The sequence below is a fragment of the Roseobacter sp. SK209-2-6 genome (assembly GCF_000169455.1).
GTDB lineage: Bacteria > Pseudomonadota > Alphaproteobacteria > Rhodobacterales > Rhodobacteraceae > Pseudophaeobacter.
In genome coordinates this window covers 26,669-38,864 of the sequence record NZ_AAYC01000001.1, presented here as the reverse complement: position 1 = coordinate 38,864, position 12,196 = coordinate 26,669, and the positions used below count along the sequence as shown (strand labels likewise).

Sequence of the window (12,196 nt, the reverse complement as noted above, 5' to 3'; positions counted from 1 at the left end):
ACAGATCTCACCTCTGAATCACGCTGAAATCACGCAGGCTCTTTAGATCGGGTCCCACAAGCGGTCGGGGAAACCGGAGAGTAAAAATGTTTGACAGTCTAAAAGAGGAAGCCTCCAACGAGAGGCTGAATGATCTATTGCGGGGTATCCGCAGTGACTACGGTCAACAGGATTGGTTCCGCGGCGCGGATGCCGGTTTTCGTTGGCGCGCAGGGCAAGCCCAAGCGGATATCTGCATTCGTGTGCATGTCGATCAGAAGAAATCACCTGACTTGGTGCTGGCGCCGCATATGTTGCCACAGGAATTGGACGGGATTCGCATAGATGTGATCGGCGGCGCTCCTTCACCTGTGCCTTTGGACACCGCCGAAAGTGGCTCCAATCAGCACCAAAGCTACGCGATGGGTGACATACAATGTCAACGTGTCGATCGCTGGTCGGGCAAGGGCCAGATTACACTGATTGCACGATGCAATCAGACTGGCGCACCTGGGATTTTGTCTACTTGGCAAGCCCTTGCAGGAGCAGGTGCAGAACTGAATGATCCCATCGCCCGCCCCTCCAGCAACAGCGATTGCTTTGATCCACGCAATTCCTTTGCGATATTGAAGCGTTGGCACCTTGGTGCCGCAGGTGATGCGGCCTTTGCGGAACTTCTGCCGGAACAGCCCTGGCTGCCCATTCAACATGGCAATTGCCAACCCGTCGCAGGCATTCGAGCCCCCAAGCTCGGAGAGGTTCTGCAAATTTCTTCACCTTGTGGTCGTGGCGTGATCCAGGCCCGTGTTGATGGCATCGGTCAATATAAGCTGCCCTATGAGACCAAACCGGGTCAGACCTCTTACCAAGAAATCGAAGGTTTCCGTCTGACGCCCCTGCCCCCCCGCGAAGGCACGCAACCTCTTTTAGTAGATGTCGCTACAAGCGGAAGCGCCTGGATCTCTGCGGAAACCAAAGAGGCCGTTGGGTTGAATTTCGGCGTAAGCCACGCACAATCGACACTCGATACGCAAGAGCACACCTCCTTCTTTGCCTGTAGCCTGCCACTAGTCTTCGACGCCCTGGATCTGCGCCTGGCGACATTCGCTGATCTCGTTGCACTGGGCACGTCTGAAAACAGCAAAACCCCAAGCCAAAACGCACATGCACAGTTTGCCTATGGTGAGAGCTCTTCCCCCATACTTGAGTTTGCTGAGGAAGACAGCTCTCAGTCTTTTCCTATGAGAGAGACCACCCTAAGCACTGTATCGACACGCCAGGAAGGAGTGGAAGTGATAGATCTACCAAATGTGCTTGCCCTGAAAAACCAGGTTCTTTCCTAGCAAAGACAGCTCTCCCTGATCCACTCATGCCCCCGAAACTATTGCAGCTTCGGGGGTAGTTGTGTTGTTAGTAGCGCGCCAAATAATAATCACTTCCTATCAAATGTATAGGAAACTACAATTTCACTTTATTAATTACCCGCGCTAGCCTGAGCCTATCTCGGATGGGTGAGGCTTCTGATTGTGCTCTCTCCATCCCCCAAGCCTGTAGAATAGATAGCCCGGAGATAGACATGGACGGAAACGACATCCCAAAGGCAGGTGGCTGCCCCGTGATGCATGGCGGTGCGCAGAGTGCGACAAGCGGCTCCCGCTCCAACAAGGATTGGTGGCCAAACCAGCTGGATCTGAAGATCCTGCACCAGCATTCGGAGAAGTCCGACCCAATGGGCGGCGCGTTCAACTACGCGGAAGCCTTCAAGTCCTTGGATCTCACGGCACTCAAGCAGGATCTTTATGCCTTGATGACTGATAGTCAGGATTGGTGGCCGGCCGATTACGGGCATTACGGCGGTTTGTTCATCCGCATGGCCTGGCACAGTGCCGGGACCTACCGCACCGGCGACGGGCGCGGTGGCGGCGGCACCGGCAATCAGCGCTTTGCCCCGCTGAATTCCTGGCCGGACAATGGCAACCTCGACAAGGCGCGGCGCCTGCTTTGGCCGGTGAAGCAGAAGTACGGCAACAAGATCTCCTGGGCGGATCTGATGATTCTGGCAGGCAATTGCGCCATCGAATCCATGGGTGGCAAGACCTTTGGCTTTGGCGGTGGGCGTCCAGACATCTGGGAGCCAGAAGAGGATATCTATTGGGGTGCCGAAGACACCTGGCTGGGCGACAACCGCTACAGCGGTGACCGGGCGCTCGATAACCCCTTGGCAGCGGTACAGATGGGCCTCATCTATGTGAACCCCGAAGGCCCCAATGGCGAGCCAAACATTCTGGCCTCTGGTGAGGATATCCGCGACACCTTTGGCCGCATGGGTATGAATGACGAGGAAACCGTTGCCCTGGTTGCTGGTGGCCACACCTTCGGCAAAGCCCATGGCGCAGGTGACCCCGATCTGGTGGGACCGGAGCCCGAAGGGGCCGCGATCGAGGAAATGGGTTTTGGCTGGATCAACGCCCATGGCAGCGGCCATGGCGATGACACCACCACCAGCGGGATCGAAGGTGCTTGGACCGCCAACCCGATCAAATGGGACAACGGCTATTTCGACCTCTTGTTCGGCTATGACTGGAACCTGACAAAATCCCCGGCAGGCGCCTGGATCTGGGAGCCGGTGAACGTCAAGGAAGAAGACATGGCGCCCCAGGCCCATGATGCTTCGAAGAAGGTCAAAACCATGATGACCACCGCCGATATGGCGATGCGCATGGACCCGATCTATGGCCCGATCTCAAAACGGTTCCACGAGAACCCGGAAGAGTTTGCCGAGGCCTTTGCCCGCGCCTGGTTCAAGCTCACCCATCGCGACATGGGGCCGAAATCGCGCTATCTGGGCAGCGAAGTGCCAGCGGAGGATCTGATCTGGCAAGACCCGCTGCCTGCGGTGGATCATGAACTGGTCGGAGCCGAGGACATTGCGGCGCTGAAGGCCAAGGTTCTGGCCTCTGAGCTTGCCATCTCTGAGCTGGTTTCAACCGCTTGGGCCTCTGCCTCGACTTATCGCGGCTCGGATCATCGTGGTGGTGCCAATGGGGCGCGGATCCGCCTTGCGCCGCAAAAAGACTGGCCTGCGAACGAGCCCGAACAGCTGGCCCGCGTGCTGGGGATTCTGGAAGGCATCCAGGCGGAGTTCAACGCTGGCGGCAAGCAGATCTCCATGGCAGATCTCATTGTGCTGGCGGGCACGGCTGCGGTTGAGAAAGCCGCAGCAGAAGGCGGCAACAAAGTCGAAGTAGCCTTCACGCCCGGGCGCACCGATGCCAGCCAAGAGCAGACTGATCCGGAAGGATTCGCTGTACTGGAACCGGAGGCCGATGGCTTCCGCAACTACCAGAAAAAGCAATACAGCGTCTCCCCGGAGGAGTTACTGCTGGACAAAGCCCAGCTCCTGACCCTGACAGCGCCGGAGATGACCGCATTGATCGGAGGATTGCGGGTGCTGGGTGCAAACCACGGCGGTTCCGCCCATGGTGTCTTTACCGCAAGCGAAGGCGTGCTCAGCACTGATTTCTTCGTAAACCTCCTGGATATGGGCACCAAATGGTCCCCTGCTGAGGGTGGGTCATATGAGGGGCGAGACCGCGCCAGCGGTGATCTGAAGTGGACTGCAACCCGCGCCGATCTCGTGTTCGGATCGAACTCGCAACTGCGGGCCATCGCAGAGGTCTATGCGCAGGACGATGCCAAAGCGCGTTTTGCTCAAGACTTTGCTGCCGCTTGGGTCAAGGTTATGAATGCAGATCGCTTTGATCTGAAGTGAGCCACCTTGCACCTAGGCAATTGACCTCAATGAAGAAGCCCGGCCATTAGGCCGGGCAGCGCTTGCCCCTCCCCAGGGGAGGGCGCTTCGCTTCTCCCAGGGTCAGCCGTAACAGGGCCCGCTTATCGGAGTCCTTTTCCCTCAAGTCTCGTTGAGGACATTTGACAAGGCTCGGTCGAGTTTCTCCACGATTTCGCCGATCTGCTCCTCGCTCAGGATAAAGGGCGGCGCCAGCAGGATATGATCCCCCAGCCGCCCATCCCGTGTGCCGGACATTGGATAGCAGATCAGCCCCGCCTCAAAAGCAGCTTTTTTGATCTTTCCTGCCAAGCCTAGCGCAGGATCAAAGGGGGCTTTGGTCTCGCGGTTTTCGACCAGCTCGATACCCCGAAACAGCCCGCGGCCGCGGATGTCACCGACATGGGCGTGCTGGCCGAATCGCGCTTCCAGGGCCGCTTGCAGTTTCTCGCCCATTTGACGCGCACGCGAGACAAGATCCCGCTCCAAGAGCTGCTTTACCACGGCCAAGCCGGCAGCCGTTGCGACGGGGTGGCCAATATAGGTGTGGCCGTGCTGGAAGAAACCCGAGCCATCGGCGACGGCTTGGTAGATCTGCTTGCTGCAGAGCATTGCGCCGATCGGCTGGTAGCCCGCGCCGAGACCTTTGGCGATACACAGGATATCAGGCGCAACCCCGTCCGCCTCGCAGGCAAAGAGATGCCCGGTGCGCCCCATGCCGCACATGACCTCATCCAGGATCAGGAGCACACCATATTGGTCGCAGATTTCGCGGATCCGCCTAAAGTATCCTTCGACCGCCGGCACCGCGCCTGAGGTGGCCCCAACCACGGGTTCCGCGATGAAAGCCATGACGGTTTCCGACCCCAACCGCAGGATCTCTTCCTCCAGCTCATTGGCCACCCGCTGACCGTAGTCAAAAGAGCTCTCACCCTCCTTGCTTTCGGCATATTCAAAGCATGGGGCGATATGGGAAACGCCGATCAAGAGCGGATCGAACTGTTGCCGACGCCAGGCATTGCCGCCCGCTGCCAAAGCGCCGAGCGTATTGCCGTGATAGCTTTGCCGCCGGGCGATCAGATGTCGCCGGGCGGGCTCTCCGCGTTCCAGGTGGTACTGCCGCGCCAGTTTGATGGCGGCCTCGGTGGCCTCGGAGCCGCCAGAAACAAAATAAACCCGGTCAAGATCCCCCGGTGCATGCTCAATCAGCAGGTCCGCCAATTCCTCTGCCGGATCGGAGGTCATAAACCCGGTATGGGCAAAGGCCAGTTTGCCAACCTGTTCCTGTACTGCCCTAATCACTGCCGCGTCCGAATGGCCAAGACAAGAGACAGCCGCGCCCCCAGAACCATCAAAGTAACGCTTGCCCTTAGCGTCGATCAGGTAACACCCCTCACCCGCAACAGCGGTGGGCAGGTCGGATTTTGTATGCCTTGGAAATACATGGTTCATGCTGCGTCTTTCCTGTGAAGATGATGCCCATTCAAAGAGGCCGATTTAACAAAAGCTGCGACAGAGGCGGCATTGTCCTGCCAGAGGGTGCCCTCTGCCGACATAATGCTGTTTTCAAATCCTAAGCGCAGTCCACCACCTGCGTCGAGCGCGGCCAAAAGACAGGCGTGTTCATGACGGCCAAAGGCACAGACAGACCAGTTGAGTTGCATGCCTCGGGTTGCCGTCAAGAACTCCGCAAGATCCTGCGGCTGGGCCAAAACCTCCGGTTGATACTTGCCCAGTACAAAGATCACATCGCGCATCTTCACTGGAACGATGCCTTCCTTGTACCAATGGTTCAACTGCGCAATGCAATCCGTAGAATAGAGGATATGTTGAACCCTCGTGCCTGCCTCTGCTGCGACGGCGTAGGCCCGTGATGCCACCTGCTTATCCCTGGCCATTTCCCGGATCGAGACAGAGGCTGAAACTGGGCAGAGCGCTTCCAGGCAAGAGAGTTGATCCTGAGGACTATAGAGATCCGCACTTTCGGTGGTGATCTGGATTGCCATATCCGGCGCGGCGGCGGCAACTGCTGCTATGGCCTCTCTATAGCGACCGACATCCAAAGAATGGCGCCCATTTTCCTCTCTCACATGCAGATGAATCGCCTGCGCGCCTGCGGCAAAACAAGCCTGCGCACAATCCGCCAATTCCCCCGCAGTGAGCGGCAGATTTGGATGGTCCATGTTACTGCGTCTTGCGCCGTTTGGGGCGACCATCAAATCATATTTCACGAGGCCAAATCTCCGGAGAATTCTTCGCCCCGGATCATGAAAATCAAACGATCCAGCCTCAATAGGTCAATTCAAGAACATATGTTCTTTGTCACAATTCCCGCAGGGCCTGCCGCTCTTCCCCTTCGAAATACAGCAAAATCTGTCGCAGATTTGCGCAGAGATTGTCGGAGCAACCAAAGACCACAACGATGGAAAAGCGTAATTTTACCAATTGGTTAAAAATCATGCTTCACAGAAACTTCGACCTTTCGTGCAAACTGGACGCAAATGACCCTATCAACTGGCCCTAGAGTATCGGCAGAATTTGGCGTTTCGTCACATTAGAACAATTCCGGCTGACAGGCAGCTGGCAGACACTCATCTTAAGTAAGGAAGGACATGTCATGGACGGCACGTTCAACGAAAACGATCTCAGCCGCGTTGTTTCAGCTGACAAAGCCCATGTCTGGCATCACCTGGTTCAGCACAAGCCTTTTGAAGAAAATGATCCGCGTATCATCGTCGAAGGCAAAGGCATGCGCGTCTGGGATCAGAACGGCAAGGAATTCCTGGATGCCGTCTCTGGTGGCGTGTGGACCGTCAACGTCGGCTACGGTCGCGAAGAGATCTGCAAATCAGTCTATGACCAGTTGATGAAGCTCTGTTATTTCGCACAGTCCGCAGGCTCGATCCCCGGCGCTCTTTTTGCCGAGAAGCTGATCGACAAAATGCCCGGCATGAGCCGCGTCTACTACACAAACTCCGGATCCGAGGCGAACGAGAAAGCCTTTAAGATGGTCCGCCAGATCGCTCACAAGAAATATGGCGGCAAGAAAACCAAAATCCTGTACCGCGACCGCGACTACCACGGCTCCACCCTGGCGACCATGTCCGCGGGCGGGCAGGATGAGCGTACAGCGCAGTACGGCCCCTTCGCGCCAGACTTTGTCCGCGTGCCGCACTGCATGGAGTACCGCAAGCACGAGCTGGGTCTTGAGCATCTTTCCGGCGCCGAATTCGGCCGCGCAGCAGCAGATGCCATCGAAGAGGTGATCCTGCGGGAAGGCCCTGAAACCGTTGGTGCCCTTTGCCTGGAGCCCATCACCGCAGGCGGCGGCGTTATCGAAGCCCCCGAAGGCTACTGGGAGCGCGTTCGCGAAATCTGCGACAAATACGACGTGCTCTTGCATATCGACGAAGTGGTCTGTGGCGTTGGCCGCACCGGCACCTGGTTTGGCTACCAACACTATGGGATCGAGCCTGATTTTGTCACCATGGCCAAGGGTGTGGCCTCTGGCTATGCGGCAATTGCCTGCATGGTCACCACCGAGAAAGTCTTTGATTTGTTCAAGGACGACGCCTCTGACCCGATGAACTACTTCCGCGACATCTCCACCTTTGGTGGCTGCACAGCCGGCCCGGCAGCGGCATTGGTCAACATGCAGATCATCGAGGACGAGAACCTCCTGGAGAACACCACCAAGATGGGTGAGCGCATGCTGGCCAACCTGAATGCCCTGATGGAAAAGCATGACGTCATCGGTGATGTGCGCGGCAAGGGTCTGTTCCTAGGTGCCGAGCTGGTCAAGGATCGCGAAACCAAAGAACCCGTCGAGGAGGCCCTGGCACAGAAAGTTGTGGCGGAATGTGGCGCGCAGGGTGTGATCATTGGTGTAACCAACCGCTCGATCCCAGAGCGCAACAACACCCTCTGCTTTAGCCCAGCGCTGATCGCAACTGCAGATGATATTGATGCCATCACCAATGCAGTGGACACCGCCCTAACCAAGGTCTTTGGCTGATATCTCTCCCCGTCAAAGCAACTGACCGCGCCCCGGCCAAAGGCCGGGGCGTTTTACGTTTCAATCCATAGTGGACTGCTTTACTTGAAATGCAACCTTAACCACCCATCTCGTGTCAGAGCCCTGTACTCGGAACTATTTCAAGGATTGCGACGATTTCTTTTCTGGCCCGCATACTGGAACGATACAAGTCAGGGCTACTTCGATACTACGTCAGAGAATATGCCGTTCTTTCCCTTGCCAGTATACTCTGGATAGCTGGAATGACCGCATTGGTCTTGTGGTTTAGCCCCGAAAAACATGTTCATGACGGCTACGTCCTGGCTAAAGTTCAAGGCATCGTCCCGACCGGCAATAAATACAGGAATTATTTTATCGTTGATGTATTCCTTGCGGATGGCACACCTTTGAGGCTGACGACAGCTAGAGGCGCAATTGTTGGATCGATCACCGAAAAAGCATGCCTGGAACGCAGACGCAAAGAGGCAAGTGGCCGAGTATTCTATGGTCTCACTGTACCCAGAAGTGCAAAGACTGGTGAGAGAATCCTTCTAGAGATGTAAATTGGACTACTCTGTTTGGACAAAAGCGGATATTTCAAACCACCCGAAGCTTCTCCAATCTGATCACTACAGGACGTCATGTAAGGAGATCACCATGTGGGCCAAACCCGTCACTCTCAAAGGCCAGCATGTTACACTTGCCCCGCTCTCTCCAAGCCATACGCCGGATCTGGCCGAGGCGAGTGCGGACGGAAACCTCAGCAGCCTCTGGTACACCTCCGTGCCACCCCCAGATGCAATGCCAGCGGAAATCGCCCGCCGTCTGTCCCTGCAGGAAACGGGCTCCATGCTGCCCTTTGCGATTCTGGATGCGCAGGGCAAAGCAGTCGGAATGACCACCTATATGAACATAGATGCGGCCAATGACCGGTTAGAAATCGGCTCAACCTGGTATCGCAAATCCGTGCAGCGCAGCGGCATGAACACCGAATGCAAATACCTGATGTTGCGCCACGCCTTTGAGACCCTTGGCTGTATCGCGGTAGAGTTTCGCACCCATCGCCTGAACGCTCAGAGCCGTCGTGCCATCGAACGTCTCGGAGCCCAGCTCGATGGCATTTTGCGAGATCACATGAAGATGCCAAACGGCACCCTAAGAGATACCGCAGTCTATTCGATCATCTCTTCTGAATGGCCAACCATCCAGGCCCATCTGCAACATAAGATGGCGCGTTAAGCGCGGGACCTGGATCTTTGCGGTGCCGCGCCGCGCATCTGCGCGGCGCCAGGCCCAACTCTTTGGGACAATTTTAATTGTCCCAAAGCAGGCGGGAGCCTTCGCCTGACCAGAAAGGGGCAGTTTTTTCCCGATGTCATGCTACTGTCGCCTACTGTCGTGGCGCTGACGTGGTTAGCTTGCTATCCATAGCGCAGAGTTTCAGCAGGAACAGAAGGATTGCATCTCTTGCTCATCAGAAAGCTTCGCCTTGAAAAGGGCTATTCCCAAGAGCAACTCGCCGAAATGGCGGGGATCAGCACCCGCACGTTGCAGCGCATTGAACGCGGCGCAAATGCGAGCCCCGAGACATTGAAATGTATCGCTTCCGTTCTGGAGATAGATTTTTCCGAACTGCGAAAGGAACCAGACATGACAAGCGATACCCCTGCAAGCCTTCCTGAACTTGAGACCCAAGAGCGTGAAGCGCTTGAATATGTCCGTGACATCAAATCCTTTTACACCCATGCGCTGCAATATGCCCTGGTCATGGCAGGACTTTTGGTACTGAACCTTATCACCAATCCAGGTTATTTCTGGGTGATCTGGCCTGCCTTGGGATGGGGCATCGGCCTCATTGCTCATGGGTTGAGTGTTTTTGAAGTGATCAACTTCTTTGGGACCGATTGGGAAAAACGCCAGTTGGAAAAGCGTTTGAGGAAAAACCCTGACCGCTAGGGCTGACGCAATCAATTAGGGGATCATTGTCCTCTCTTTCGCCCCAACGGAACAATTGCCCCCCTTTCGACATTCATGCGAATTGACCAGCATCGGCCGCAACCACCAAGGAGCATCATTTTGACCTGGGCAGAAATTTACACTTTCACTTTGGTGGCCTCTTTGCTGGTCATGTCTCCCGGACCAAACGGGCTGCTGATTGCGAAGACAGTCCCGACCTCTGGCCGTCAGGCAGGCTTTGCAAACATCGCGGGCTTTGTTGCAGCCTTTTATCTACATGGCGCCCTATCGGTTCTAGGAATTTCGATCCTGCTTGTTCAGTCCGCACTGGCCTTTGCTGTGGTTAAATACCTAGGCGCGGCCTACCTCTGCTGGATCGGGGTCAAATCTTTGGTTACGGCCTTTCAAAACAGTGCCACAGCCCCTGCCGTAACACCTGCCAAACGCACCCGAACTCTCCCCAAAGCCTTTGTTGAAGGGTTCTTGACCAATGCACTCAACCCCAAGGTCTCTATGTTCTATCTCGCGGCCTTCCCGCAGTTCATAACAATGGGTGAGAGCTCTGCAGCAAGTGCCTTCTTTTTGGTCTTCTTGCATACCCTTATCAACACCGCCTGGTTCACCCTGATGATTTTGCTGCTGTCGCGCATGGCCAAAGCAACCTCCAGCCAGCGCTTTCAACGCTGGTTAAAAGGCATAACCGGAGTTGTCTTCGTTGGATTTGGCCTGAAGCTTGTCAGCCTTAAACCCAGCCTCTAAGGCGCGGGACCTTTTGAAAGAAAAGTGATCAAAATCCTGCCTCTGGATGGTAAGTCCAGATTGCACTGGATTTAAGGCCACCCTAAAGTGGCCTCATGGCTATTTCCGTTGATACTTTCTTCCTAAACCCGGACGCGCAGGGCACCTTGCAATCGCAGATCCAGGAGATGATCGCAGAGGGCATCCTCTCCGGTCGCTTCCGCATGGGTGAGAAGCTCCCCTCCTCCCGCAAACTCGCGGTCCATCTGGGAATCAGCCGTATCACCGTGACGCTGGCCTATACGGAACTCTTGGCAAATGACTACCTGACCTCCCGTGGTCGCTCTGGCTACTATGTCTCAGAGAATGCGCCGGTCCCGCCCAGCTACACCCCTCCGATACAATCAGAGGATGCTGTAGATTGGTCCCATATGCTGGTGCGCAGCTTTACAGGCGGCGATACCCCGCGCAAAGCTCCCGATTGGCGTAGCTATCGCTACCCCTTTATTTATGGGCAGGCGGATCCTTCGTTGTTTGACCACGCCAATTGGCGCCTCTGCGCCCTCAGAGCGTTGGGGCAAAAGGATTTTGCCGCTCTGACGGATGATTATTTTGATCAAGATGACCCGCTTCTGATCGAGTATATCGCCCGCCACACATTACCGCGACGCGGGGTGACAGCACGGCCGGAGCAGATTCTGATCACTCTCGGAGCGCAAAATGCGCTGTGGATCGTCACGCAGCTTTTGCTCAACCGGGGACGGAAAGCCGCCCTGGAGGATCCGACCTATTACACCGTGCGCGATCACCTGCATCACGTGCGTTGCAATATCGACAACATTCCCGTTGACGCCGACGGGTTGCCACCACAACAAATCTGCGATGACACCGACGTCATATTCTGCACCCCCAGTCATCAAAGCCCAACCACCGCGACGATGCCCATGGCCCGGCGCAAAGAGCTCCTGCAGCGTGCCCGAGACATTGATGCAATCATCGTTGAAGATGACTATGAGTTTGAAATGTCCTTCCTCGGAGCCCCTTCCCCCGCTTTGAAGTCGCTCGATAGCGATGGACGGGTAATTTATATTGGCAGTTTCTCCAAATCTCTCTTTCCCGGTCTGCGGTTGGGCTACATGGTCGGGTCAGAGGCATTCATTCGTCAGGCTCGCGCACTACGGGCCTATGTACTGCGGCACCCACCGGGACATGTGCAGCGCACCGTCGCCTATTTCCTGTCGCTTGGACACTATGACGCGCAGATTCGGCGCACCGCCAAAGTTCTACATGACCGTCGTTGCGTCATAGAAGACGCCGTCAAAAGACATGATCTTACGGTAGCTGGCGTCGGTGTATATGGAGGATCATCCCTGTGGATGCGAGCCCCGGACGGATTGGATATGACCGCGGTTGCCGAAAGGCTGAAAGAGGATAGTGTCATCATCGAACCTGGTGCGCCTTTCTTTTCGGCAGAGCATCGCAAGCTGAATTACTATCGCATCGGCTACTCCTCCATAGCCGCATCCCGCATCGAACCGGGGCTTGGCCTGTTGGCAAAGGCGATTGTAAAAAGCTGACCTCTCGGTGAGAACCGAAAAGCGTTGTAATTGAGATTTTTTGTCTCACTTATTGCACGTCAAGATAGGTTCACGACATACTCCGATCCCTTGAAGCATATAAGAAAAATCCACTGAACCAAGATGACTGGCGTAAATTGG

General features: G+C 55.9%; 11 protein-coding genes. 8 read left to right on the top strand and 3 right to left on the bottom strand.

The window, feature by feature from the left end; translation table 11 throughout:
• Positions 1-86: 86 nt before the first annotated feature.
• Together RSK20926_RS00175 and katG are read left to right on the top strand one after the other, a co-directional pair.
• Positions 87-1,322: a hypothetical protein gene (locus RSK20926_RS00175; protein WP_008203569.1), complete on the top strand. Its 1,236-nt coding sequence runs from the start codon at positions 87-89 to the stop codon at positions 1,320-1,322.
• Between the two features lie 233 nt (positions 1,323-1,555).
• Positions 1,556-3,751 (top strand): catalase/peroxidase HPI, encoded by a 2,196-nt coding sequence (gene katG, locus RSK20926_RS00170; RefSeq protein ID WP_008203567.1) that lies wholly within the window; start codon positions 1,556-1,558, stop codon positions 3,749-3,751.
• Between the two features lie 141 nt (positions 3,752-3,892).
• Here the strand turns inward: katG and RSK20926_RS00165 are convergent, their stop codons facing one another.
• The 3 genes from RSK20926_RS00165 to RSK20926_RS22710 all read right to left on the bottom strand — a co-directional run bounded on the left by RSK20926_RS00165 (position 3,893) and on the right by RSK20926_RS22710 (position 6,229).
• Positions 3,893-5,221 carry an aspartate aminotransferase family protein gene (locus RSK20926_RS00165; RefSeq protein ID WP_008203565.1) on the bottom strand — a complete coding sequence of 443 codons (1,329 nt, stop codon included), beginning with the start codon at positions 5,219-5,221 and terminating at the stop codon, positions 3,893-3,895.
• Entirely contained in the window at positions 5,218-5,985 is a 768-nt protein-coding gene (locus RSK20926_RS00160; RefSeq protein ID WP_037253387.1) for a 3-keto-5-aminohexanoate cleavage protein, read from the bottom strand. The genes RSK20926_RS00165 and RSK20926_RS00160 overlap by 4 nt, the downstream gene beginning before the upstream one ends.
• Before the next feature lie 106 nt (positions 5,986-6,091).
• Complete coding sequence (locus tag RSK20926_RS22710; protein ID WP_008203562.1) at positions 6,092-6,229, bottom strand: hypothetical protein; 138 nt, start codon at positions 6,227-6,229, stop codon at positions 6,092-6,094.
• Positions 6,230-6,386: 157 nt separating this feature from the next.
• Between RSK20926_RS22710 and RSK20926_RS00155 the strand changes: the two genes are divergently transcribed.
• From RSK20926_RS00155 to pdxR, 6 genes are all read left to right on the top strand, one after another.
• The gene (locus RSK20926_RS00155) at positions 6,387-7,784 is read left to right on the top strand and encodes an aminotransferase family protein (RefSeq protein WP_008203561.1); all 1,398 of its coding nucleotides are present in this window, start codon (positions 6,387-6,389) and stop codon (positions 7,782-7,784) included.
• A 263-nt stretch (positions 7,785-8,047) separates the two neighbouring features.
• Positions 8,048-8,347, top strand: a complete 300-nt coding sequence (locus tag RSK20926_RS22705; RefSeq protein ID WP_008203559.1) for a hypothetical protein — start codon at positions 8,048-8,050, stop codon at positions 8,345-8,347.
• 94 nt (positions 8,348-8,441) lie between these two features.
• The gene (locus tag RSK20926_RS00150) at positions 8,442-9,023 is read left to right on the top strand and encodes a GNAT family N-acetyltransferase (protein WP_008203557.1); all 582 of its coding nucleotides are present in this window, start codon (positions 8,442-8,444) and stop codon (positions 9,021-9,023) included.
• Positions 9,024-9,242: 219 nt separating this feature from the next.
• Positions 9,243-9,740 carry a helix-turn-helix domain-containing protein gene (locus RSK20926_RS00145; protein ID WP_008203556.1) on the top strand — a complete coding sequence of 166 codons (498 nt, stop codon included), beginning with the start codon at positions 9,243-9,245 and terminating at the stop codon, positions 9,738-9,740.
• Positions 9,741-9,860: 120 nt separating this feature from the next.
• Positions 9,861-10,499: a LysE family translocator gene (locus RSK20926_RS00140; protein WP_037253144.1), complete on the top strand. Its 639-nt coding sequence runs from the start codon at positions 9,861-9,863 to the stop codon at positions 10,497-10,499.
• A gap of 95 nt (positions 10,500-10,594) precedes the next feature.
• Complete coding sequence (pdxR, locus tag RSK20926_RS00135; RefSeq protein WP_008203553.1) at positions 10,595-12,055, top strand: MocR-like pyridoxine biosynthesis transcription factor PdxR; 1,461 nt, start codon at positions 10,595-10,597, stop codon at positions 12,053-12,055.
• Positions 12,056-12,196 lie beyond the last annotated feature (141 nt).

Coding starts and splice junctions, on each gene's coding strand:
- katG (WP_008203567.1), top strand. CDS start 1,556: ATGGACGGAAACGACATCCCAAAGGCAGGTGGCTGCCCCGTGATGCAT.
- RSK20926_RS00165 (WP_008203565.1), bottom strand. CDS start 5,221: ATGAACCATGTATTTCCAAGGCATACAAAATCCGACCTGCCCACCGCT.
- RSK20926_RS00155 (WP_008203561.1), top strand. CDS start 6,387: ATGGACGGCACGTTCAACGAAAACGATCTCAGCCGCGTTGTTTCAGCT.
- RSK20926_RS00150 (WP_008203557.1), top strand. CDS start 8,442: ATGTGGGCCAAACCCGTCACTCTCAAAGGCCAGCATGTTACACTTGCC.
- pdxR (WP_008203553.1), top strand. CDS start 10,595: ATGGCTATTTCCGTTGATACTTTCTTCCTAAACCCGGACGCGCAGGGC.
- RSK20926_RS22710 (WP_008203562.1), bottom strand. CDS start 6,229: ATGATTTTTAACCAATTGGTAAAATTACGCTTTTCCATCGTTGTGGTC.
- RSK20926_RS00175 (WP_008203569.1), top strand. CDS start 87: ATGTTTGACAGTCTAAAAGAGGAAGCCTCCAACGAGAGGCTGAATGAT.
- RSK20926_RS00160 (WP_037253387.1), bottom strand. CDS start 5,985: ATGGTCGCCCCAAACGGCGCAAGACGCAGTAACATGGACCATCCAAAT.
- RSK20926_RS22705 (WP_008203559.1), top strand. CDS start 8,048: ATGACCGCATTGGTCTTGTGGTTTAGCCCCGAAAAACATGTTCATGAC.